General features: G+C 61.2%; 23 protein-coding genes and 3 pseudogenes. 11 read left to right on the forward strand and 15 right to left on the reverse strand.

Annotation, left to right across the window (positions count from 1 at the left end; all coding sequences use genetic code 11):
* Positions 1–148: 148 nt before the first annotated feature.
* Genes ACVIGA_RS08200 through epsC form a run of 3 tightly spaced genes read left to right on the forward strand, consistent with a single transcriptional unit; the run spans position 149 to position 2,974 of the window.
* Positions 149–1,378 (forward strand): acyl-CoA dehydrogenase family protein, encoded by a 1,230-nt coding sequence (locus ACVIGA_RS08200; protein ID WP_456665975.1) that lies wholly within the window; start codon positions 149–151, stop codon positions 1,376–1,378.
* A gap of 39 nt (positions 1,379–1,417) precedes the next feature.
* Positions 1,418–1,990: a flavin reductase family protein gene (locus ACVIGA_RS08205; protein WP_456665976.1), complete on the forward strand. Its 573-nt coding sequence runs from the start codon at positions 1,418–1,420 to the stop codon at positions 1,988–1,990.
* 18 nt (positions 1,991–2,008) lie between these two features.
* Positions 2,009–2,974, forward strand: a complete 966-nt coding sequence (epsC, locus tag ACVIGA_RS08210; RefSeq protein WP_456665977.1) for a serine O-acetyltransferase EpsC — start codon at positions 2,009–2,011, stop codon at positions 2,972–2,974.
* Here the strand turns inward: epsC and ACVIGA_RS08215 are convergent.
* The 5 genes from ACVIGA_RS08215 to ACVIGA_RS08235 form a co-directional block, all read right to left on the reverse strand.
* Positions 2,971–3,837, reverse strand: coding sequence for an ABC transporter permease (locus tag ACVIGA_RS08215; protein ID WP_456665978.1), 867 nt, complete (start codon positions 3,835–3,837; stop codon positions 2,971–2,973). The genes epsC and ACVIGA_RS08215 overlap by 4 nt on opposite strands.
* The gene (locus ACVIGA_RS08220; protein WP_456665979.1) at positions 3,830–4,693 is read right to left on the reverse strand and encodes an ABC transporter ATP-binding protein; all 864 of its coding nucleotides are present in this window, start codon (positions 4,691–4,693) and stop codon (positions 3,830–3,832) included. The genes ACVIGA_RS08215 and ACVIGA_RS08220 overlap by 8 nt, the downstream gene beginning before the upstream one ends.
* Positions 4,690–5,745, reverse strand: a complete 1,056-nt coding sequence (locus tag ACVIGA_RS08225; protein ID WP_456665980.1) for an ABC transporter substrate-binding protein — start codon at positions 5,743–5,745, stop codon at positions 4,690–4,692. Before ACVIGA_RS08225 ends, ACVIGA_RS08220 begins: the two co-directional genes overlap by 4 nt.
* A gap of 28 nt (positions 5,746–5,773) precedes the next feature.
* On the reverse strand, positions 5,774–6,703 hold the full coding sequence (locus ACVIGA_RS08230) for a TauD/TfdA dioxygenase family protein (protein ID WP_456665981.1): 930 nt from the start codon (positions 6,701–6,703) through the stop codon (positions 5,774–5,776).
* Positions 6,704–6,813: 110 nt separating this feature from the next.
* Entirely contained in the window at positions 6,814–8,250 is a 1,437-nt protein-coding gene (locus ACVIGA_RS08235) for an FAD-dependent oxidoreductase (protein ID WP_456665982.1), read from the reverse strand.
* Here ACVIGA_RS08235 and ACVIGA_RS08240 point away from each other — a divergent pair.
* The 4 genes and pseudogenes from ACVIGA_RS08240 (at position 8,249) to ACVIGA_RS08255 (ending at position 12,539) form a co-directional block, all read left to right on the forward strand.
* Complete coding sequence (locus ACVIGA_RS08240) at positions 8,249–8,674, forward strand: hypothetical protein (protein WP_456665983.1); 426 nt, start codon at positions 8,249–8,251, stop codon at positions 8,672–8,674. The genes ACVIGA_RS08235 and ACVIGA_RS08240 overlap by 2 nt on opposite strands.
* Entirely contained in the window at positions 8,658–9,473 is an 816-nt protein-coding gene (locus ACVIGA_RS08245; protein ID WP_456665984.1) for a class I SAM-dependent methyltransferase, read from the forward strand. The genes ACVIGA_RS08240 and ACVIGA_RS08245 overlap by 17 nt, the downstream gene beginning before the upstream one ends.
* A 28-nt stretch (positions 9,474–9,501) precedes the next feature.
* Positions 9,502–10,842, forward strand: a pseudogene (locus tag ACVIGA_RS08250) (LLM class flavin-dependent oxidoreductase).
* Positions 10,843–11,180: 338 nt separating this feature from the next.
* Complete coding sequence (locus ACVIGA_RS08255) at positions 11,181–12,539, forward strand: tyrosine-type recombinase/integrase (RefSeq protein WP_456665985.1); 1,359 nt, start codon at positions 11,181–11,183, stop codon at positions 12,537–12,539.
* Between the two features lie 883 nt (positions 12,540–13,422).
* On the opposite strand, the gene ACVIGA_RS08260 is transcribed toward ACVIGA_RS08255, so the two are convergent.
* From ACVIGA_RS08260 to ACVIGA_RS08275, 4 genes and pseudogenes are all read right to left on the reverse strand, one after another.
* Complete coding sequence (locus tag ACVIGA_RS08260; RefSeq protein ID WP_456665986.1) at positions 13,423–14,079, reverse strand: SDR family oxidoreductase; 657 nt, start codon at positions 14,077–14,079, stop codon at positions 13,423–13,425.
* A 115-nt stretch (positions 14,080–14,194) separates the two neighbouring features.
* Positions 14,195–14,362: pseudogene (locus tag ACVIGA_RS08265) on the reverse strand (HdeA/HdeB family chaperone); the annotation flags it as partial.
* A gap of 536 nt (positions 14,363–14,898) precedes the next feature.
* Entirely contained in the window at positions 14,899–15,480 is a 582-nt protein-coding gene (locus tag ACVIGA_RS08270; protein WP_456665987.1) for a hypothetical protein, read from the reverse strand.
* Between the two features lie 10 nt (positions 15,481–15,490).
* Entirely contained in the window at positions 15,491–16,132 is a 642-nt protein-coding gene (locus tag ACVIGA_RS08275) for a copper-binding protein (RefSeq protein ID WP_456665988.1), read from the reverse strand.
* 22 nt (positions 16,133–16,154) lie between these two features.
* On the opposite strand from ACVIGA_RS08275, the gene ACVIGA_RS08280 reads away from it, so the two are divergent.
* The gene (locus tag ACVIGA_RS08280; protein WP_456665989.1) at positions 16,155–16,556 is read left to right on the forward strand and encodes a response regulator; all 402 of its coding nucleotides are present in this window, start codon (positions 16,155–16,157) and stop codon (positions 16,554–16,556) included.
* Positions 16,557–16,715: 159 nt separating this feature from the next.
* Positions 16,716–16,898: a hypothetical protein gene (locus ACVIGA_RS08285; RefSeq protein ID WP_456665990.1), complete on the forward strand. Its 183-nt coding sequence runs from the start codon at positions 16,716–16,718 to the stop codon at positions 16,896–16,898.
* Between the two features lie 905 nt (positions 16,899–17,803).
* On the opposite strand, the gene ACVIGA_RS08290 is transcribed toward ACVIGA_RS08285, so the two are convergent.
* Positions 17,804–18,130 (reverse strand): hypothetical protein, encoded by a 327-nt coding sequence (locus ACVIGA_RS08290; protein WP_456665991.1) that lies wholly within the window; start codon positions 18,128–18,130, stop codon positions 17,804–17,806.
* A 73-nt stretch (positions 18,131–18,203) separates the two neighbouring features.
* Complete coding sequence (locus ACVIGA_RS08295; protein WP_456665992.1) at positions 18,204–18,920, reverse strand: Crp/Fnr family transcriptional regulator; 717 nt, start codon at positions 18,918–18,920, stop codon at positions 18,204–18,206.
* Between the two features lie 122 nt (positions 18,921–19,042).
* Between ACVIGA_RS08295 and ACVIGA_RS08300 the strand changes: the two genes are divergently transcribed.
* Positions 19,043–19,270: a DUF6894 family protein gene (locus tag ACVIGA_RS08300; protein ID WP_456665993.1), complete on the forward strand. Its 228-nt coding sequence runs from the start codon at positions 19,043–19,045 to the stop codon at positions 19,268–19,270.
* Between the two features lie 315 nt (positions 19,271–19,585).
* Here the strand turns inward: ACVIGA_RS08300 and ACVIGA_RS08305 are convergent, their stop codons facing one another.
* From ACVIGA_RS08305 to ACVIGA_RS08320, 4 genes and pseudogenes are all read right to left on the reverse strand, one after another.
* Entirely contained in the window at positions 19,586–19,843 is a 258-nt protein-coding gene (locus ACVIGA_RS08305; protein ID WP_456665994.1) for a hypothetical protein, read from the reverse strand.
* A 31-nt stretch (positions 19,844–19,874) separates the two neighbouring features.
* A complete protein-coding gene (locus ACVIGA_RS08310) occupies positions 19,875–20,042 on the reverse strand; it encodes a hypothetical protein (protein WP_456665995.1) in 168 nt (55 codons plus the stop codon).
* A gap of 238 nt (positions 20,043–20,280) precedes the next feature.
* Positions 20,281–20,688: pseudogene (locus ACVIGA_RS08315) on the reverse strand (hypothetical protein); the annotation flags it as partial.
* A 227-nt stretch (positions 20,689–20,915) separates the two neighbouring features.
* On the reverse strand, positions 20,916–21,146 hold the full coding sequence (locus ACVIGA_RS08320; protein WP_456665996.1) for a hypothetical protein: 231 nt from the start codon (positions 21,144–21,146) through the stop codon (positions 20,916–20,918).
* A gap of 1,646 nt (positions 21,147–22,792) precedes the next feature.
* On the opposite strand from ACVIGA_RS08320, the gene ACVIGA_RS08325 reads away from it, so the two are divergent.
* Positions 22,793–23,200, forward strand: coding sequence for a VOC family protein (locus ACVIGA_RS08325; protein ID WP_456665997.1), 408 nt, complete (start codon positions 22,793–22,795; stop codon positions 23,198–23,200).
* Positions 23,201–23,359 lie beyond the last annotated feature (159 nt).

Here is a 23,359-nt window from a genome sequence, read left to right on the forward strand (position 1 = left end):
AGAAAACTCCAAATCTCACGACAATTGAAATACCGCTCTATTTCTGTTGGCGAAAAATCGTGGGACAGTTTGCGTCATCTGAACGATCCCAGTTCGACCGCAGTCGAATGCGCAACTGACAAAAGATCATCATTCCAGGCCGACATCCATGAACAAGCCCGTATCCGCCACCTCGTTGCAGCCGTCCGACCGCCTGGATAGCCAATCCCCTGACATCGATGCGCTGCTGAGCCGCATCGCCGAGGGCGCCAGTCAACGCGAGCGCGAACGTATCCTGCCCTTCGCCGAGGTCGATCTCATTCGCAAGGCGCGTCTGGGCGCACTACGGCTTCCTGTAGATGTCGGCGGCGCGGGCGCGTCGATCCGCACGCTGTTCGAACTCGTGATCCGGCTCGGCGCCGCCGACGCCAACGTCGCGCATATCCTGCGCAACCATTTCAGCGTGGTCGAACGGCTGGTGCGCCGTCCCAGGGACGAGCAGCACCGGCAGTGGCAGAAGGCCGTCGCCGACGGCGCGATCATCGGGCTCGCGGCCACCGAACTCGATACCCCGAAGGTCGGCAATGTCACGCCAAACACCACACTGACCGCCGACGGCGACGACTATCTGCTCAACGGCACCAAATACTACAGCACCGGCACGCTCTATTCCGACTATGTGCTGGTGCGCACGGCCGACACGACTGGCGCCAATGCGGCGGTGCTGATCCCGGTCAAGCGCGAGGGTATCGAGCTGATCGACGATTGGGACGGGCTCGGTCAGCGGCTGACCGCAACCGGCACCACGCACTTCCGCAACGTGCGCGTCAAGCGCCAGGAGGTGGTGTTCGATGCGCCTGACGCCGGCTACGGCATTCCCTACTCCAACACGTTCGCGCAGCTGTTCCTGACCGCAATCAACGCCGGCATCGCGCGCGCGGTGCTGCAGGACGCGAGCGAACTGGTGCGATCGCGCAAGCGGACGTTCTACTATGCACCGAGCGAGATACCGGCGGACGACCCGTTGCTGCAGCAGACCGTCGGCCAGATCGCCAGCGGCGCGTTTGCGGCCGAGACCGTGGTGCTCGCGGCGGCAGAAGCCCTCGACGCCGCCACCGACGTGTTCGACGCCGGCGATGCCGGTGCCGTCGACGCCGCGCACAGGGCCGCACTGCTCTCGGCCAAAGCCAAGATTGTCGCCGATGAGCTCGCGATCCGCAGCGGCAGCCTGCTGTTCGACGTCGGCGGCGCGTCCGCCACCAAGAAGGCGACCAATTTCGACCGCCACTGGCGCAACGCGCGGACCCTGGCCTCGCACAACCCGAACAACTTCAAGGCCCGCTCGATCGGGCAATATGAGATCAGCGGCACGCCGCTACCCGCCAAGGGCTTCTTCTGATCGGAAGCAGATCCGGCGGCGACAAGAGGGAGAGACCCGATGAGCAAGCCGGACATCCATTTGGTCGACGCGGATCACGAGATCGAGCTGCAGTTTCGCCTGGTGATGCGCCGCCTCGCCGGCGGCGTTTGCGTCATCACGGCGGGAAGCGGCGATGACATCACCGGGATGACCGTCACCTCGCTGACGTCGCTCAGCGCCTCGCCGCCTCGGCTCCTGGTCAGCATCAACCGGCAGGCCTCTACGTTTGAGCCGATCGCCCGCCACCGGCTCTTCGGCGTCAACATCCTCGGCTCGGACCAGCAGGCGCTCGCGGAACGGTTCAGCAACAGCCGCCTGAAAGGCAGCCAGCGTTTCGACCGAACGGCCTGGACCCCTGGCTCATCCGGCGTCCCGTTGCTGGACCATTCGCTTGCCACGGTCGAATGCCAGGTGGAGGAGATCATCGAGCGGCACTCTCACGGCATCATCGTGGGTCGGCTGTCCAGCATGGACGTGTCGCACCGCCTGTCCGGCCTCACCTACTGGAACGGACGGTATGTGCAGATCGATCACGAGGCTGATCTCGATCTGCTCGCCGAAGTCAGTATTCCGCTGGCCCACGTCCGCTAGGACAAGGAGGGGCACGCCATGAAGCGCGAAATGCCGCCACAGTCGCCACCGTCATCGGCCGGCGTTGCCGGCAGCCCGCCGGGCCGCTGGCAGCTCGACCGGATCGTCGCCGAGCTGCGCGTCTCCAGGGAAGAAACCCACAGCATTCGGCGGGACGGCGATCCGCGGCGCGCCCCATCGCGCGATGCGCTCGAAGCGATCCTCGACGGCCTCACCGAGGCGCTGTTCCCGCGGCACTATGGCCAATCGGATCTCGACGGCGAGAATATCGACTATTTTGTCGGCAATACCTTGAGCATCGCGCTGGATTCGCTCCACGCACAAATCCACCGCGCGGCGCTGTTCGTCGGCGACGAGCTCGAGCCGGGTTTTGAGCGCCATGACGCCGTCGAACTGACGCGCGCGTTCGCCGCGCAATTGCCGCAGGTGCGCGGGCTTCTCGTCAACGATCTGCGCGCGGCCTTTGTCGGCGATCCGGCGGCGCGAAACTTTCCGGAAATCCTGATCGGCCACCCCGGCATGACCGCGATCATCCACCACCGCCTTGCCCATCTGCTGTACCGGCTCGGGGCGCGGCTGGTGGCACGCCTGATGGCGGAGATCGCGCATGCCCGGACCGGCATCGATATTCATCCCGGCGCCAGCATCGGCTCGGGCTTCTTCATCGATCACGGCACCGGCGTTGTGATCGGGGAAACGGCGATCATCGGCGACAATGTCCGGATCTACCAGGCCGTTACGCTCGGCGCGCGGCATTTCCCGACCGACGACGAAGGCAGCCTGATCAAGGGCGACGCCCGTCATCCGATCGTCGCGGACGACGTGGTGATCTATGCCGGCGCGACCATCCTCGGCCGCATCACGATCGGCCGCGGCTCGACCGTCGGCGGCAATGTCTGGCTGACCCGCGACGTCCCGCCGAACAGCGTGGTGACCCAGGCCACCGCGCGCAACACGCCGGGCGGCAGCAACGCCTCCTCCTAACCAGCCACCGGCGCCTTCCAGCGCATGAAGTGCCGTTCGATCGCCTCGAGAACAGCATTGAACGCCAGACCGATCACCGTGATTCCGAGAATGCCGAAATACATCTGCGGGATCAGGAAGCTGTACTGGCTGTTGATGATGAGATAGCCGAGGCCGGCCTTGGCGCCGACCATTTCGGACGCCACCAGCACCAGCATGGCCGATGCGCTGGCGAGGCGAATGCCGACGAAGATGGTCGGAAGCGCGGCGGGCAAGATCACCTTGCGGAACAACTGCTGCGGCGTCGCACCCATGGTCCGCGCCGACTTGATCAGCAGCGGATCGACCTGCTTCACGGCGGCAATGGTGTTCAGCAGCAGTGGCCAGGCGCAGCTATAGATCACCATCGTGATCTTGGACAATTCGCCGATCCCGAGCAGCAGAATGAACACGGGCAGCAGTGCCAGCGGCGCCGTGTTGCGGCAGATCTCGATGAACTGGTTCAGGAGATCGCCGAGCCGGGTGTACCAGCCGACGACGAGCCCGAGCGGGACAATCAGGACGACCGAGATCAGAAATCCGCTCAGGGCGCGGAGCAGGCTCGCGGTGACGTCGTCGTAGAGCTCGCCGGTTTGCGCAAGCTGCCAGCCGGCCGCGATCACCTCCGAGAATGGTGGCAGGAACACGACGTCGATCAGCCCGAGCCGCGGCACCGCCTCCCAGGCGGCCAACAGGGCAATCAGCAGCAGGGAACGACGACCCGCGGTGGCCAGCCGGCGAAGGGCAGCGCGCATCCGAACCGCCGCCGATGCTTGGCCGTCCGCGCCGGTCTCTCGCCGGCCATAGCCGAGCTCCAGCAGGGTCAACATCTCCAGACTAGACATGCGCAGCCTCCTCCACCTCACGGTCGGTGCGACGCACGCTGCCGGCCAACTGTCCCTGCTGGGCCTTCTGCACTTCCTCGCGCAGTACGCTCCAGATCTCATGCCTGACGTGGCCGAACTCCGGCAGCGAACGCACGTCCTCGGCCTCGCTGCGCAGCGCGTCGGGGATGGCGATGACCTGCTTGATCCGGCCCGGGCGCGACGTCATCACCGCGACACGCTGACCGAGCACCACCGCCTCATCGATGCCATGGGTGATGAAGACGATGGTCTTGCCGGTGGCGCGCCAGATTCGCAGCAGTTCGCCCTGCAACGTCTCACGCGTCTGTGCATCGAGCGCGGCGAACGGCTCGTCCATCAACAGGACTTCCGGATCGTAGGCGAGGCTTCGCGCGATCGCGACGCGCTGCTTCATGCCGCCGGAGAGTTCGTGCGGGTAGCGGTCGGCAAAACCGGACAGCCCGACCAGGTCGAGGAAGTGCCGCGCAACCTCGCGCCGCTGCCCAGCCTTGAGACCGGCGATATCGAGCCCAAACTCGATATTCTGCGCTGCGGTCCGCCACGGAAACAGCGCGTATTGCTGGAACACGATGCCGCGATCGCGTCCCGGCCCGGTGATCGGCCGGCCATCGAGCAGGATGCGGCCGCTGGTCGGTGCCGTCAGGCCACCCAACAGATCGAGCAAGGTCGATTTGCCGCAGCCGCTCGGTCCGACCAGAGCGAGGAATTCGCCCGAGCGAACATCGAGCGTGATGTCTTCCAGCGCAGTGAAACGACCCGCAGGGCGGCCGCCCTCGCCTCGCGTGACGAATTCCTTGCAGACCTGCTCGAAGCGGATCTTGACCGGGCTCGTCATCGTGCCTCCGCCGTCTTGCCCGCACGGAAATAATTGAACTCGTTTGTGTAGGTGTCGGAGACCTTGATCTGGCCGGGCTTGAACAGCCCATCCTTCACGAGCCAATCGATCCACACCTGGATCTCGGCGTCTGAAATCACGCCGCCTTTGCTCGCGACGCCAGTGCTCTTCCAGTACTTGATCGAGGAGCCGTCCTCGTTGCGCTTGCGTTCGGCAATGATCCGTTCGAAACGGGCGCGGACCTCTTCCGGCGGCGTGGTCTGCGCCCATTGGATCGCCCGCGAGATGCCCTCGACCAGCTTGCGCGAAGCATTGGGATTATCCTTGATGAACTTGTCCCGCAGCACATAGGCGCCGCCGGTGAACTGGCCGAACAGATCGGTATCGTTGAACAGCGAATGGATGCCGCCCCGCTCCAACGCCTTGTCGCGCAACACGCCGCTGAGCGTACTCACCTCAACCTGACCCTGGCGCAACGCCTGCTCACTGGTCACCGGCGGTATCGCCACCAGCGTCACTTGCCTCGCCTCGCTCGCACTGAGGCCATTGCGTGCCAGATATTCGCGGAGCACGAATTCGAGATGGGCGCCCAGCGTATTGACCGCGACCTTCTTGCCGATCAGGTCGCGCGCCGTCCTGATCGGGCTGTCGTCCTTGACGAAGTAGCCCTGATAGGTGTTGGCGTCGGAGCCGTAATAGCCGACCACGGCCTTGATCGGAGCTTTCGCCGCGATCAGCTTGAGAATTGCGCCATAGAACGCGCCGCCGATGTCGATGTCGCCGGTGACGACGGTCTGGATGTCCTGCGGTCCGCTGATGGTGTTGCCGACCCATTTCAGCTTCAGCGGCGCGAGATAGCCGAGGTCTTCGGCAAGCTCAGTGAACGTCACCTGACCGGCCCAGCCCTGGTAGCGAATCTCGGTCTTTTCGAGCGGCGGCTCGGCAAAGGCCGGAGCCGCCAGCCCGAGCGCCACGGCGCCGGTCAGCATCAGGCGCGCGGCCGCGCGCGCGGCGAAACGCCGGGCGCGCAGGATTCGGATCAATGCATTCATGTTCGCAACTCCCCTCGATCCGACCGGATCATGCCGCCTTCGCGGCCTGCTGCTTCGGTGCCTTGATGCGCGTCACGCTGTGACGACCGTCGATCGATACCGGGACTTCGCCGTCGATCGTGGCACGGCGCACCACGCGGTGCTGATCGCCATAGTCATTGACCGCATAGTGCTGGGTTGCGCGGTTATCCCAGATCGCGACGTCGCCGGCCTTCCAGCTCCAGCGCACGGTGTTCTCCGGCGCCGTGATGTGCGACTGGAACAGGTCGAACAGCTTCTGGCCGTCATATTTCGGCAGACCGACGAAGCGCTGCACGAAATTGCCGAGCACCAGCGTCCGCTCGCCGGTCTCGGGATGAACGCGCACCACGGGATGCTCGGTCTCGTAGATCGTGCCGGTGAACACTTCATCGAAATGCTTGCGGTCGGCCTCGCTTGCGCGCGCCTTGACGGCATAGTCATAGGCGTTGCTGTGAACCGCCCAAAGCTCGTCGGCAAGACGCTGCAACGGCACCGGCAGGTCGAGATAGGCCGCGGCCGTATTCGACCAGACGGTGTCGCCGCCATAGGGCGGGATCACCACGCCGCGCAGCACCGAGATCTTCGGATAGGCATCGACGAACGTCACGTCGGTGTGCCATTGGTCGGCGCGGCCGCCGCCACGTCCCGAGTCCAACTCCAGGATCGAGGATGTCCCCTTGATCGCGCCGACCGTCGGATGCGGCACCAGCCTGCCGAGCCGCACCGCAAAGCGTTCCTGCTCGGAATCGTCGAGATGCTGCTGGTCACGGAAGAAGATCACCTTGTGCTCGAGCAGCACCTGGTTGATGGCGCGGATCACCTCATCGGACAGATCGCCCGACAGCTCGACGTTCCTGATCTCCGCGCCAAGCCTCGCTGCACGCTTGACGATATCGGCGCGCGGAATGACGTTATCGCTGACACTCGTGTTGCTCATGATCGTGCTCTCACCGCGATCTCCAGGACAAGGCTCCGCCATGCGCCGGTCGCGGGAACGACGGCGGAGACAAACGAACCGGCTTGCAAACCGGCTTGAAGGTGTGGGCTCTACTCGGCCGCGACGTGCTCCGGTGGACGCCAGACCGCCGGCGCATAAAGCTCGGCAGCAAAATCGTCGGCGATCGGTCCATTGATGCGCGCCTCATGCGCCGCCAGATCGGCCAGGAACAGATCGCGGCTGATCCGCGCCACAACCGCGGGAATGTCGCGCCTGAAGCTCGGGACGTCGCCGACCGGCAGGCCGAAGCTGACGAAGGCGGCCGGGTTGAAGACATGGATATTCTTCAGGAACGGCGCGCGACCGGGCTCCCGCTCCAGATATTCGTGCCCCGATCCCAGATAGGGATACGCCGCGAGAGTCTCATCCCTGTCCTGGTCACGCGGCGTGAAACGGTCGCGCCACAGCAGGATCTCATCCGCAAAGTCGCGAAGCTCGGCCTGCGCGCCGAGGTCCACGGCATATCCGGTACCGGCGATGGCAAAGTCGAAGCCGAATTCACCCCGCGGCGTTACCGCGACGGGACGCCCGCCCTCGAGCCGCACCGCCTGCCACGGCGCGCCCAGATGGAGATGGAAATTGGGAAACGCGACGGCGCGCGAGATCGCATCCGGCGGCGGGGTCGAGCCTGCCGCGCGGAAGCGGATCGCCTGCTGCCAGCGCACGGCATCCGGCAGGGCCCCGAAATTGTCGTAGGCGCCCGGATAGCCGCGGATCCGTATCACCGGGAGCGAGGCCAGCGTCTCGCGCCGTGCATAGAGGTGAACGTCGCGCGCTCCGGCTTCCAGCGCGACGGCGGCGGCGTCGAACGCCGACGCGGCGCTTCCAATCACCGCCACCGATCGGCCCCTCAGCGACCTGAAGTCGATCCTCTCGGAAGTATGCGCATGAATCTGCTTCGGCAGATTGCGCAGCGCGTCCGGAATAATGGCGCCGCCACTTCCGGCAAAGCCGGTCGCAAGCACCAGCTTTCGCGCGGTCTCGACCGTCACGCGGCCGCCTTGCTCCAGATGCAGCCGCAGATGCCCTCCCGCCGGTTCGATCAGAACCAGCCGCGTCGCGTAACGGACCGCGACACCGGTGACCTTGCGGTACCAATCGAGATAGGCCGCCCAGTCGAGCCGCAAAATACGATCGAGCGCGTCATAGGCGGCTGCACCGTAACGCGCCTCGTACCACGCCTGGAACCCGAGACCGGCCAGACCAAGCTCCGGGCCTGGCAGGGACTTCGGCGTCCGAAGCTTATGCATGCGCGCGCTCGTCAACCACACGCCCGACTCAGTCCCGCCGGCCGCGGCATCGATCACCGAGACCTTCCCGATCCCTGTCCGCCGAAGCGCAAACGCAAACGCCGAGCCGGATTGTCCACCGCCGACGACGACCACGTTGTGATCGATCCCATCCAGATCGGGCACCCAGTTTTGCGGATCGGGTCCGATCAGGCGCAACGCCTCGCGGGCAACACTGTCGGGGTCGGATAGCGGCATGATGATCGGCCTCGCTTTGACGTTGCAAATCGTAAGAGCGATCGATCGCCAGTCAATGAAACGAAACCAGCTTTGTTTTCTGCGGCGCGCAATGATCGCTCCGTGGCCGACGCAGCCGTTGAAATATTTGCGACGATCGTCGCGTTCCTCGCCATTTCAGCGTGCGAGACCAGAACGACTGAAGCGCTTGACAGGCAAGAACGGCACGAGCGGCCTGCTGATTTCTTCGCGACGGATGCACTCGTCTATCATCGCCGATCAACTCACAAGCTTCATGCTGGCTTCCGACGCAACAATGCAAGTTCATTTCATCGACAGGCTTGCGATCACCGACGTAGAGTCAAAGCATAGCTCGCACGCCGAAGTGCACACAGCGCTGCAATCATCGACGACAGGACACGCCGCAGATGAGTGGTGTCATTAGCCTCGAACACGATACGCCTGAGCTGGCTCGCTCCTATGATGAAGCGGGGCTGGTTCAGTTCCGTCACGGCAAGTTCCTGATCGGGCCATTGGCGATCAGGACCGGCGAGCATGTCCTCGATATCGGGACGGGCACCGGCCGCCTCGCCGAATTCGTCGCCGGCCTGGTCGGACCGAACGGCCGGGTGATCGGGATCGACCCGCTCCCCGGCCGCGTCGAGATCGCGCGACTTCGGCAGTCGGATCATCTTCAATTCGGCACGGGCCGGGCCGAGGACCTCTCAGGCTTCGACGACGGCCAATTCGATGCGGTCTATCTCAACAGCGTCTTCCATTGGATTGCCGACAAGCGCGGCGCCTTACAGGAAATCCATCGTGTGCTCAAGCCCGGCGGCCGCCTCGGGCTCAACGTGCAGGACCCATCCCGTCCGCATCAGTCCCGCGTGCTGCTGCGCCGGGCCATCACGGAGACCGGACTCGCCGATCATTGCCAGGATTCCAATCCGGTGCTCGGCCTGACCGACGAGGAACTCAGGTCACTGTTCGCAGCCGGCGGCTTCGCCGCTTACCGCAGCGAACTGCGCACGCTGACGGACGTGCACGAGGACGTCAATTCGCTGCTCCGATGGTCGGAAGCCAGCGCCTTCGGCAACTTCCTCGAGGCGTTCTTACCATCCGAACGCGAACAGATCCGCGGCGCGTTTGCCCGCCTCGTCGAAACGAAGCGCACACCGGAAGGGTTGCCTCTGGAGCGTTACCTGCGTTTCGCGTTTGCACACAAGCCATCAACCGGCAACTGACCACCCCAACATTCCGCGAGCCGCAGGCATGAGCGATCGACAGCTTTCTCTCAATCTCTTCATCTATCCGGGTGGCCATCACGAAGCGGCCTGGCGCTACAAGGGCTCGGCTGCGGAGCGGATCCTCGACGTCACCTACTATCAGGAGCTGGCGCAGAAGGCCGAGGCGCACAAGTTCGACGCGATCTTCTTTGCCGACGGGCCGGCGCTCGCCGACAATGTCCGTTATGCGCAGCGCTTCCGCTTCGAGCCGATCACCTGGCTTGCCGCCATCGCAGTCGCCACCCGTCGCATCGGCCTGATCGCGACCGCGTCGACGACCTACACCGAGCCTTACAATCTCGCGCGTCTGTTCGCCTCGCTCGATCATCTCAGCGGCGGCCGGGCCGGCTGGAACATCGTGACGACGAGCACGGCGCAGGCGGCGCAGAACTTCGGCCTGCCTGAGCATCCTCCGCATCATGAACGCTACGAGCGCGCGCGCGAATATCTCGATGTCATCACCAGGCTGTGGGACAGCTGGGAAGACGACGCCCTGATCAACGATCCCGTCTCAGGCGTTTTCGCCGACACCGACAAGATCCACGCCATCAATCACGCCGGAAAGCACTTTCGCGTCCGCGGCCCCCTCAACATCTCGCGGACACCGCAGGGACGGCCGGTCTATGTGCAGGCCGGCTCGTCCGACGACGGCCGCGCCTTTGCCGCACGCTTTGCCGAAGCCATTTTTACGGCACATCAGACCCTGGCGAGCGCTCAGGAGTTCTACACCGATATCAAGCGGCAAGCTCGCGCCTTCGATCGCAGTCCCGATCAGATCAAGGTCCTGCCGGGCATCAGTCCCTTCATCGCCAGTACGCAAGCCGAAGCGGATCGGCTGCAGGACGAGTTCAATGAACTGATCCAGCCGGAATATTCGCTGACCCAGCTGCGCCAGATGATCGGGCTCGATCTCTCCGGCTTCGACCTCGACGGTCCGTTCCCGCGCCATCTGATCGACACCAATGGCGCGCGCGGCGTGGCCAGCCGCTTCAAGCTGGTGGTCGACATCGTTGATCGCGAGCAGCTGACGATCCGCCAGCTCGTCCAGCGCCTGGCCGGTGCGCGCGGCCACTGGGTGATTGCAGGGCCGCCGGAGAAGATCGCCGACAACATCCAGACCTAGTTCGAGAACGGCGCCGCCGACGGCTTCAACGTCATGCCGCCCTGGCTGCCCGGTGGGTTCGACGTCTTTGCCGAGCAGGTCGTCCCGATCCTGCGCAAGCGCGGCCTGTTCCGCGATGACTACGCCGGCACGACACTGCGCGACCATTATGGCCTGCACCGGCCGCCGAGCGTCTTCTCCAGCTCGATTCAAGCGATCGCATGATCGCCTGACGTTCGCCAAGTGAAGCAAATCAAAGTGAAGCGGCGCACGCGACGCGTTTAGCCGTCGACCGCGGCCGCGATCCTGCGAAGGCACTGGAAAAGAAGGTCTTTTCCGTGGTGGGCAATCAGGGCTCGAACTTGGGACCCGCTGATTAAGAGTTCAAAACCGGCGCCTCTCTGCGATTTCTGAATCTGCGCCACACTACGATGAAGTCGAGAAAGGTCTTTTATTTATAGAGACTTGTCGCATAGCTTCGCAGCCCAGCGAACCCTGACCTTCAAACACCTCAGTTCGCCAAAACCGTTTGAAAACCGTTTTAGCAGTTCACGTCGACCCTCATGACCGACATTCGCATTGCTCTCAACGACAAGGCCATCGCTCAGCTGCCGACTCCTGAAGATGGCTGGTATTTGGCTCGCGACACCGAGTTGAAAGGCTTCTTCGTGGTTATCGGGAAGCGAAAAAGGACCTTCACTGTTCAAGGTGATCTCAGACAACGAGGAAAGCGGGCGTCCTCCATCAGAGTATCGATTGGTGACGCCAGCGAGTTGACGACCAGGGCAGCCCGCGCGATTGCCAAGGAATATCTTGCTCAGATCAGCAAGGGACAGCACCCGAAAGCGAGGGAGAACGGAAACTCCGAACAAGCCGCGATCGATGGGAATGGTGCTGTAGGGGCCGCTACCCTGGAGCAGGCTTGGCAACGCTACCTGGAAGCCCATCTGGTCCGAAAAGGCCGTAGCGAGAAAACGATCAGCGGGTATCGCGATCACGTTGAGCGTCTGTTTTCGGAATGGCTGAAGACCCCTTTGCTGGATCTCGCGAATGATCCTGCTCGGGTCGCCAAAAAGCATGATCAGCTTACTAAGGAGAACGGTCCCTACATCGCGAATGGCAGCATGCGGACGCTGCGGGCCATCTACAACCATGCGCGGAAGACCAATCGATCGCTGCCGCGCGACAACCCCGCAGATGCTGTCGATTGGAATCAGGAAGAGCGCAGGAATACTGGTATGGGGACCGGCGATTTGAGAGGATGGTTTCTCGAACTGGCCAAGATAGAGAACCCAATCCGGCGCGAATTCCATCTTTTAGCATTGCTGTGTGGATCTAGACCCACCGCCTTGCAGCTGGCCAGTCCAGAGCACATAAATTTTCGACGGCGCACGCTCCACATCCCAAAGCCCAAAGGAGGCAGTAAGCGGGCGTTCGACATCCCGCTATCTCGGCAAATGATCCTGTGTCTCATTCGGGTGCTTCGTTTCGGAAGGCAAATGCAGCCGTTTCAGTCGCAAAAGTGGTTATTCCCCGCTGAGAGCGCCTCAGGACACTTAGCGGAGACAAAGGAGGATCGAAAGGTCTTGTCAAAATGGGGCAATGACCTTCGTCAAACATTTCGGACGATTGCCACCGCTGCCGGCGTTTCCGAATTCGATGCTAAGCTCCTCATGAACCATTCTATCCCTGGCGTGAACGCAGGCTATGTCACTCGGCACAAGCTGGTTGAAGACCACCTGCGCAGCCAACAGCAAGCTATCAGTACCGTCGTGTTTTCCGCACTTGGTGACTCGCTAAAGGAACATAAAGCTCTGATAAATTGGCTCGGTCCCGGGGCTAGCCGAAGAGCCGTCACCCAAGTCCGATTGGAGCCAAACACTCTGAGCGAGGAGCAAGAACGAATTCAGAAGGCAGCATGACTTCGAGCTGGCCGCCTGAGGAGTGTGGCAGTGTAACTCGGGAGACCGATTGTAGACGGCGTGCCGAGAGTTAGCAGCGGCTGCCAAACGCCCCCCAAGGACCCGCGCCTACCAGCCTCCTGTGCGTAACGAACTCAAAGGCTTAAGCGTCCCTTTGAGCGCAACGGATCAGAATCGGAATGGCGGAATCAAAATCCGCTCCATTATGCAATGATTTCAAAGCGCATTTGGAAAAAATCACCAAAATGCGCTCTAGCAACTTCAATAGCTTAGTTCTCGTTTCCAAATGACGAAGCTACTTTCGTCGGGAGGGCTTGGCGGCTCGGCTCGAAGAATGATCATCTAGATTTCCCGCCATACCGGCCTATGCGCGACGATCGCTGCTTCACTATGGAAGCGCACGTCTTTGCGATCGAAGTGCAAATTGGTGCCGCTTTCGTCGATCACGGGAGCCGGCTTCGCTTCGTCGCTTGATGATCCTTACCTCATTCTCGAACGTCCGCTTGCCAAACTAGAACCCCATGATCGTGCCAGCGCAGGTCCTTACGTCTCCCACAAGCTGCGGCGTTGACCTAGTTCAACGGAGGGCCTGTGCCGCTGTCGCGGCGTGCCCGGTGTTTCTGTGGCGCCCGGCGCCGGCGGCGCGCTGTACCGGCTTCTAATGGCCTCGCTAATGGCTATGCCAGTGTCGCCGTGGTGACGGGTGCGCGTCGATGTCGGGGCTGCCCTGCCTGCCGTCGTTGTGGGCAAGAGAGCTTTACACGCTCTTCGGGGCTAGATTCTCGAGGGGAGCCGTCAGGCGGCAAATTTCCAAGCCGATTGGATGACGCCAAAGATGAAGTGACTGTAGCGATGCGGGATTGCGAACATAGCATCCCCAAACTCAAAGCGCGCTCAGTCCGCCATCGACGACGAGATCAGCTCCGGCCACGTAGCTGCTTTCGTCAGAAGCCAGGAACAGCGCTGCCGCAGCAATCTCCTCCGGGCGACCAAGGCGGTTGAGCGGGGTGGCAGCCTTGAAGCTCTCCCCGATCGCGTCGGCGCCTTCTTTCGTTGCCGACTGAGCGTCGATGATGGGCGTGTCAATCGCGCCGGGACTGATCGCATTGATACGGATTCCGCGGTCCTCCGATTCGACCGTCCACGTGCGCACAAAGGAACGAACGCTGGCCTTGGTTGCGTTGTAGGCGGTGTAGCGCGGAATGCCCTTGAACGCGGCGATGGATGAAATCAGGACGATGGCGCCTCCGTCACGGACGAGAGGCGCCTTCTGAACCGTGAAGAGAAGCCCGCCAGCTATGACCCGCAGATGGTCTATCAGACGGACGCCATGATCACGCGGATCGCTGCAGCTTGCAGCGCGGGTAGGACACACGTTAGCGGAATGTGCATCGCGAGAACGACGGTGCGCCGGACTCGCCGAGCCGTCCGCAGATGTGCGACCGGAATGACCCGTTAACACCGCGCTGGTGATTTGAGCCAGGCAAAAATATTGCTGACGGATCCGCGGAGATGCGCACCGCCGGGCTTCATACTGCATGTGACGATGTCGACCTGGTCAACCGCGAAGATCCGCCCTTAAGTTGGAAACTTCGGCTCAACCCCACCGTGGGTCAGCCTCCAAGAGAGAGTGCCGGCAGGCCCGGACGCTAAGTCTAGTGCCAGTTCTTCTGCATTGCATTCATGACGGTATCCGACTTGTGTGTCTTGCAGTAGCTGCCTACAACCTTCGCGTTCCGCTTAACGTAGCGGATGTCGAGTTCGCTGAGATTCTTTGTCGCGCTGAAATAGCCGCCCATCCACGAACTTATCAGGGCCTGTCGCTCGGCATCTGACCGCTAGGACAATGCAATGGATCGAACTCAGGTGCGAATTGACGAGGTAAGACTAAGACCGCCCTGTTGAGTCCTGTTCCGACGCTAGTGGCTTAATTTGTGCAAGCTGGGAACTTGTGTTCACTTTGTAACTTAGCCCCCATCGCAATGCGGCAGGATGGCGGGACTAATGGAACGCAAACTCGACCGACTGAAAGCACATTCTCTTATGGCGCTATCGCTGAGCACCTGCGTTCTCGTCGCGAGTTTTGCCATGCTGGTGGCGAGGTAAGGTACGCCCGCCGTGTCATTCCAATCGGCGCGTTAAGACGCGGCATGAAACAACTGATTGCGATCCGCATGGAAGTCGATTTGTTAGCGCACGCGAGGCCGTCGCCCGTGGGATGGCCGATCGTATAGCAACGCTCGACCAGGTCATCAGCGGCATGCTTCAGCAGCGCTCGCCGCGGCCAAGCTCGCGCCGGCGTTCGGCTCTTGCTTTTGAGTAGATGGCTTTGGTCCTCGCCGGGCCTCTGTACTTAGTCTCAGTTCCTGTAGTGGCAGAATTCATCCCCGTTTTCGTATTCCCTGCAAATCTTTACGCGAACGCGCGGACGATCGTCATCGTAGTACGATCCCTCATCATCGTTTTGCATTGGACGGTTGCGACCGACCGTACGATGGTCCCAGTCATCTTCATCCCCGGTCCGTCCCATATGCCTCTGCCCCATACGATCGCTATCGCGCTCCTTCGTTCTCCAGTCGCGGCCGACTTGGACGTCTTCACCAGATTTCCGCTCTCGGTCGCGAAGCTGGTCAGCTTGCCGGGGACTGCGCTCCGGCTGCACCGGGGAAAGTTGTGGTGAGGAGGCGGCCGGCGGACCGCCGCTTTCCTGCTGCTCTTGGAATTGACCGCTACTATCGACGACAAGAGACACGTCCTTGCCGTTCTTGGTTGCCTTCACGGAGGTCCCTTCCGCAGTCGATTTGACATCTCGAATTTGCGAATAGCCTGCTGATTCAAGCCTGTCTATCAGCTCCTGCTGAGACAGGGCATAGACCGGCGAAAAGATGCCAGCCATTGCGAAAGAGAGAAGTATCGATTGAATCGTCGTTTTTGCTGACATGCGCATGCTCCTATTCTCGTTGCAGTTGGGTGATGGTGTTTGTGCCCTTTATTTCCTTGGAGCTGAACGCCACTCTGTCGCCCGCGCGGAGTGCGTTGAATAGCAGCCCGTCTTGCACGGCGAACGTCTTAGGCGATCGGGCAGAGTCACCGGCGGCAGGGGGCGCACTCGGCGATTGCTGGACCGTTATCGATCCCGTCGGTTCGTCAACGCTCACGATTGTGCCGCGGTGCGTCTCTTGGGCCGCGGCGAACGCCATAGTTAGGGTAAGCAGGCTGACGCATGACAAGCAGAGTATCGCTCTCATCTTTCGCTCCTTGGGGCGGCTTGCGCCCAACCGGCGCGCGCCCCGGCAGGGAGTGTTGAGAGAGCAATGTGATATCGGGCTGGGCCGTAGCATGCGGAGGCGCTCGCAAATTCTGCGCAACGCGATACTTGGGCATGTCGCCTCATGGGGAGATCGCAAATTCCCCAGATCAGGCAATTTGGTTATTGTGCGAAGGTTCCTATGACGCTTTGGCGGAGTTCCTACCGACGATCGGCGGCACGCGATACCCAGTGCCCTTGGAGCCAAACGTTCCATGCCATTTTCGGCGCGCTGCCGCCCGATAACGGAACAAGTGTTCACTTTGTAACTTAATCCGCGTCGCATTGGCGCGGCAGGAGGATGGGGCGTGCTAGAGCAACCGGTGGTGCTGATCCTCGTGGTTGAGGATGAAGTGCTTATTCAAGATCTGGTCAAGGAAGCCTTGGCGGACGGCGGTTTCACAACAGAATCTGTTTCAACTGGAACGAAAGCGATCGCGCTCCTCGAAAATGGCGAGCAGGAATACCGAGCTCTCATCACTGACATTAAGTTGTCTGGTACTCTCACCGGCTGGGATGTTGCGCGGCGTGCAAGAGAGCTTAAGCCACAAATGCCCGTGGTCTACATGACCTCAAGCCATGCCGAGGACTGGCCCTCGCATGGCGTGCCGAACAGCGTCATATTGCAAAAGCCTTTCGCGCTCGCGCAAGTCGTGACGGCGATTTCTCAACTGCTCAACCAGATGCCGCCGACGCAAGAGCAAGGCTAGTTGGCGAGTTCCGCGTGGGAATGACGTTCCAGTGGCAGCCAGTCCGTAAGGTCCACGTTCGGGAACAAGTGGCAACTTTCCCGTTGGCTCATGCGCTCAATACTGCTTTAAAACAGTTCTAAACATCGCGGAAAATATGGCCCCACCGGTGGAGGACCAATGGAACTGACCCTCTACCGCGTCTACGCCATAGGCGCGGATGATCGCATTCTGAGACGGGTCGACTTGCACTGTGTGAGCGACGCAGAGGCAATCCAGCAGACCCAAGATTTAGCCGTCGGGCATTCCATGGAGCTGTGGAAGGGCGAGCAGCTGCTACGCAAGTTCGATGCGCGGCAGTAAGTAAGGCCGTTCCAGTCGGAGAAGACCGTCGAAGAAACGGCCCCAGCGAGGGGGGCAAGCTGGGGCCAAGTTTTCCACTTTGGTCATCATCCCGCGCCGCCTATGACGGCACCGGATGTCCAACAAGTGCCACCGAACGCGCTTCGTTCCTGCAAGGATTTGATCGCCCCACAAACGTCCGTGATATCTGCAGAAAGTGCCAGCGCAAAAAGGAACGGCCCCAATGCCCCGGGGAGAGAGGCCGCTTGTCATCCCTCTCCTCAACACGACGCCATTCTAACGGCGGGAATTGCCGTTTGTTCCCGAAATAGAAAAACGGCCCCAGCGCATTGCTGAGGCCGTTCCTTCTTTCCTATGCTGTCTTCCGACCGTGCCTGCCGCAAAACAACGGCCTTACTGGGTCTAAAAGCTTTCCTTAATGAAACGTTACCTGCCCAGCAGCCGGATCATCGAATCAAGCGCGCGTCCCGTCAACCAACACATGTGAATCGCGCTCAGATTTATTGCCACTTTGTCCCGGCTGAAGGCCGGCGACTTGGCGCGGCCGCTGAGGCCGCTTTCCCGTTTCAGTTCCTGAGTTGCTCGACCCGCGACCTCGCCTGGACAGCGGGAACACGGGCTCTTTCTCCATTCAGGCAAACCCACAAACCCACCAAGAGTCACTGATCCATGCGAGTGGACATCAAGCAGCTGCGCCAAGCCCGCGCCAACAAGGCAAAGGATGGCAAGACCGCGCTTTGAGCCAGAACGGATGTTTTACGAAACGCGTTTCACGACAGGAGGCCGCCACGTTCCCGCGCGGGGCAATGGGATAGCCGCTTATCTCGTCGCTCCGAGGCTGCTGTCAGCTGCCGACTAACGCTGATCCGGAAAGAAAAGTTGTCCCTGTCAGACCAGACGTAGTGTCAGCTGCCGGCGACCACCGAGATGTCGACCGAGAAAGCCTCGCAAGGCCGAAGGCAACTCGATCTGGTGGAAGTCGCACCGCCGCTGTAGCTCTTGCGCGACGTCCTCCGAGACGTTGCCCAGACCTCGACGGTGTTGCAGGCGACGATCCTGATAGGATCATTGTACTCGCCGGCGAGAAGGCCTCGGATGACGGCCTCGAGGTCGGCCGCCTCGAGATCGGTCTCGCGCCAAACCCGGCCGAGCGGGCCGAAGTCGTCGGCGACCAGGTAGATGGTCCGGTCGATTGCCGAGACAATCGAAGGAGTCCAACCGGATCGATGCATACGCTACTCTGAAGGCGGACAAAGACAGGTGCGGTGGTCTCACTGTATCATTGGACCCTGCGGCGGCAAGACGCTACTCGTCGCTGGTGTTTCCCTCGACGCTGTCAAAGCCGCCGAGTTGGGCGATTTTTTCGAAGTCGCCAAGCGTAACGACGCGGCGCTTGAAATCAAGAATGCCATCTGCTCGGAAAGCTTGAAGGACGCGGTTGACGTGCACGGTGGTCAGCCCAAGCGCGTCGGCCAGCTTCGATTGAGTGATCGGAAAGTCAAACTGCTCGTTGGCGACCATGCCCATCGCTCCGAGCCGCTGGCGCAACTCGGCAATCAAATAGGCCATGCGCCCCGATGCCGATCGCGTGCCCAGACTGACGATCCATTGCCGGAACAACGCGGCGTCAACAAGCGACTCGCGCCAGAGCGCCCGTGCCAAGGCCGGCCGCGCACCAAGGATCCGTTCGAGCTGATCGTGATCGATGAAACCAACCTGCGCTTTTGAGAGCGTCGTCAGGTCGTGGTCCATCCGCTTCAATACCAGGCCTTGAAGATCAGGAATGTCGCCGGCGATGTGAAAAGACAGGATCTGCCGCTTGCCGTCTTCCGACACCTTGGACCGATAGGCGAAGCCGCTCAGGATCACGCAGCATTGGGTGCTCATGTCTCCCTCGCGAACGATCGGCGTGTCTTCCGGCATATTCTTCACCGGCGCGATGATGGATCGGAGAGCTGCAACATCTTCATCGGGCAACTCAGAGTGTTGCCGCAACTTGCGGATCATCATCGCGATCGGCATCTGGGGGTCCTTGTCTCCCGTCGGGACGGGAGGCCGTCCCGATCTTCACCCAACCCTACGCTTGGAACGATGGCAGAAGTAATAAATTGTCTCGCCAAATCAATAATCTGGGTCGGAGGCGAATGCGGTATTTTTTTCACGTCCAGCAAGGGGAGCAGTATCTACCCGACGAAATCGGCGAGGAGCTTCCCAGCAGGGAAGCCGCGTGGAAGGAGGCGACCGTTACGACCGGACAACTTCTCGAAGATCTGGATGGCGAGCTGAATCCCGACAAAGAATGGCTAATGCAGATAACAGACGGCTCCGGGAACCTGATTTGGGTGTTTCGTCTGACGGTTGAAAAGCACTAATTGCGTGCACTGCGGGGCGGGGACCAAGCCTATTCGTTCTTGATCCAAATCAACGAGCGCATCGGCTGTGGTTACAGGGTTCACAGGATGAAATGGGACGCGATCATGATAATTGGCTGCGCCACAATCGCGCTCAGTGTGCCGCTCCTGATTGTCGTCTTTATGGTGTAGCCGAGTTGGCACAGATTGCACCAGTCGCCGCATCTGTGCAAAAGCATCCTCCGGCCATTACGACATCTGCTTTTGGGATAATGCCGGTCACAATTTTCGGCGTCGCCATGCTGCCGCTGTAAGGCCGCATCAGTTGGCGGCCGCTCACGCGAATAGGTCTTTCCCAGCCTCCTTCCTCCTCACAAACGTTCCGCTTTCGTGGTATTCGAGCCAGCCTTGCTTGATCGCGTGCTGTAGTCCCGCCCAATATTCGGCCGGCGTCGCCTTGTCCTCGTCGATCATCGGACGGTTGATCTTCTCGATGTAGATCCTGCCATCCTGGATCGGCTCAAATGCCCGCGCATGCTCCATGATTCTGCGGGCGGCCTTTTCGGGGTCGGAGTAGGAGCGGTCAGCTTTCATCTTCAATGTCGGATGTTCTCGATTTTTTGCATCAGTCGGATTTTCCGACTGGTCTGATCTTCTCTTCGAGCTTGCGGTTAATCAGCATTTCGGCCCGTCGCCTTGCCAACTCGGGCAGCCTCGTGCGCACCGTGCCGTGTACCGTTTCACCGTTAAGCTTGATGACGATCTCGAATTGATCGTCGTATTGCCGGGCCACGCTGAACGTGACGCCCCTGTGTATATGCGTAGTGGGCATGCGGCTGATTTAGCAAATCGACGGCGGGCGCCAACACCGGGAAGGTACGGGCAATCGTCCCACTCTGGGGATGGGCCTATGCAGAGGGCTAGTCGTTCCAAGTTTGCTGGCCGCATGCCCTGCATTCGAACATCCGAACTGGCTTGCCGGTGCGAATGTTTAGCGTGGCCAAGTGCGCGTGTAGCGCGCTGCTACCGCTCTCCCGGCCCCACCAAGTCGACGGAGGGTTCATGGCGGAAATCTTCCTTGTGCGGAGCGCTACCAAGTGGCTGCGCTTGAACGGGTATCCCTGCTGGCGCGAACAGCCCTTGCAGCGCATGTATCGCTCAAGCTCGTGAACCGGCGTCCACTTCGGCCGCCGGACGATGTCGAGCGCGACCGTCTGATGCGTCTCGCAACCGAGACACTTCACCTCAAGGTACCGATAGCCAGCGTTGAGGGCGTCGCCGAGCGCTGGGGAGGGCTGGGCCGGCCCCTGGAAGGCGAGCATGCGGGCGTTCCACGCCTGGCAGGCCAAAATGTCCGCATCCCGTCGAGCGTCGGCAGCACGCTCGGCCAGATGCCTGACCGTCGACCCGAACATGTACTCTCGTGACTTGGATCCCATGCCCCAATGATCGCGCCGATCCGCAAGGGTAGGAAGCCGCTACGGGTATCGGGCAGCCTGCACCCACCTACAACGATTTGGTCAATGAGCGGCGGCTTGGGCGGGAGAGCCGCTCCAGCAGAGGATTTTCTCCTCGCCGGTAGCGCTCGCCTTCGTGCGGACCCCCTCTGGTCAGCGGGACGAGCGGCTATGCACGGGAAGGATGTCGCGGCCCGACGACCGGCTCCTCACCAATCAGCCCGCAGGACGTATCGTTGCTTGAGCCTGTTTGTCGTTGTTTTGGTTGCCTCCTGTATGCGGTCGAGATCCGCGCCGTCTCGCGTGGTCACGTTGAGACGCCACTCGTCGCTTACGGGATCAACCCCCACATGGGCGATGTATTCCCCCCCGGGGACGCTTCGAAGCTCTCGAAGGGCAATCAGCTCCAGATCCTTTGCAGAGATCATCGTGGTGACCACCGCAGAACTCCTTACAATAACGCGGATAACTCTGACTTAGACGTCTGTGTTCCTATGGCCCCGACAGCGACGGGCATGGGTCACGCTTGCTCCCCCAGGTTGCGCTGCGCTAATCTGTCACTGGAACAACGGCATGACGAGCACCGACCTCAAACCATCATCGGACGACCGCGCGCACTTGCTGCGCCGCCTTCGGCGCGTTGAGGAATGGCGCCACGCGCGTTTCAAGCGGCGGCTTGCTGGCCCTAACCGAGAGAAAGCCATCAAGGCTGGGCGGCTCTATCTTGAAGTGGGCGCGCGCCGGATGGCAGCGGAGCGGGGAGTAATTTACAGGAACGTAGGTGCCGGTGTCCGGCAGGTTTAGTCGGGCGTCGAACGCCGACTCTTCGTGGCCGGGAGTCTGGAAGATCAGGCAGCGGCGGCGCCGGCGGGTCTAGGTCTGTGTGCTGCCCGTCCTGGACCTTCGCCTGCTTCCGGCGGCTCATCACAGCGCCAATTAAACCGACCACAACTAGCGTGGCTCCCGCGATGATGAGCCAGTGTGGTAATCCCCGCCATGCTGTCTCGGTCCTGATCGTATTCAATTCGCCATGAGTCCTTCGCTTGGTAGCCGAGCGACCAATTGAACGCGAAAATTCGTAATATTTCGAACTAGATCGTCGCGACCAGATCCCTGCGGAAGCTTGCGAGCGGCGGCTTCTAGCTTCACCGCCATTTCTTGCAGCTCCTGCAAGTCGTTCACGCTGGGGGGCCGGGTGCCGAGGCCGCCACTTGATCCGCTGATTTTATCTCTTGGAGGTCGGCAGCTTCGATACTGCGCTCCTCTCAGATCCTCCCGCTATAGCCTGCGTGCAACAGTGACCCTAGTTTCCCGCTGCGAGTGGTCGCGCTGCGTTGCCTATGCGCGCCAAACTTACCTCTTTGGAGGTATTAAACTTTTGTGCGTTTTCGTGCAGACTTACCCCTATCAGGATTTTGCACATCCTTCCTGGGGCTAGAAGATAACGCCGCTCCGCGTGTTTTTTAAGCGAGCGGCGTTTGTGCGTTTGGCAGGGCTGCATAAATGGCAAAGGCCCCAACGGGGGCTAGCGCGTCAGGGCCTCTGCAATCATCGATCCGGAGAGCCATATTCAACTCTCGTTCCGGACGTGATCGCTGTTCACTGTACCGAAAAGCGGGAGCGGGAAATGGACCCCTCCCGGGTTACCTCATTTGACAAGCTTCCTAATCGAATGGCAACCCCCGGGCTGCCGCCCATCCAGGGCGGACGGCCTTCAATGTGCTTTTTGCCATTCAGGCCGGCGGTTTCTTGCTTGCGTGGTTGTGCGCAGCAAGTTATTGGGCAGCGCCATTTCGCATCCTCTTCAACCACTGTAGATATGCTGCAGACACTTGGGGATCTCCCCGGCGCGCGATCGGACCTGACGAGGCGATTGCCAAAAAGTACGCCGGCATGTCGGTTTTGGCCATAAGCCGCCCTCATATCGTTGATGCAAGCTGCCTAGCGATAAACGGACGATAGTCGTTCATCTTGCCCGGCCGTCGGTAGTCTGGACCTCAGCGCAACTTCGCGGCAATCTAGCGCCTCGGGCTCTTCAGGGCCACGTCGCGACCGATCTTTCCGGGCAATCAGGGAGGTAAGAGCGATGTTTTCACACGTCATGATCGGCACCAACGATATCGAAAAAGCCAAGGCATTTTATGACTCGGTGCTTGCCACGCTCGACATTCGCCCGGGGCCCCTTGAGGCTCTTCAGGACGGTCGGTTGCGTGTCCTCTATCGAGCGTCCGGTGGCGTGTTCGCTCTCACACAGCCGCTGGACTGCAGGCCCGCATCGTATGGAAACGGCGAGACCATCGGCTTCCGGGCTTCATCACCCGAACAGGCCAACGCATGGCATAGTGCTGGCATCGCCGCCGGCGGCCAGTCGATCGAGGATCCGCCTGGCGTGCGTGTAAACTCCGCAGGCAAGCTCTATGTCGCCTACTTGCGTGATCTCGACGGCCACAAGATTTGCGCTTTGCACCGAATCGGCGGCGCGCCTCAGGCGTGATAGCCCAGCATTCATGTCCGTTCTGGGTCACAAGGCGACATCCCTGCGGTCGAGGCCGCGTGTCCGCTTACCCCTCCAAAGCGGACGGTCCCGGATTTATGAGTACACGCCCTAAAACCCTTCAGTTACAGGCTTTCCCGTCTGGTCCCGCCGAGTCGA

The sequence above is a fragment of the Bradyrhizobium sp. USDA 3240 genome (assembly GCF_054063295.1).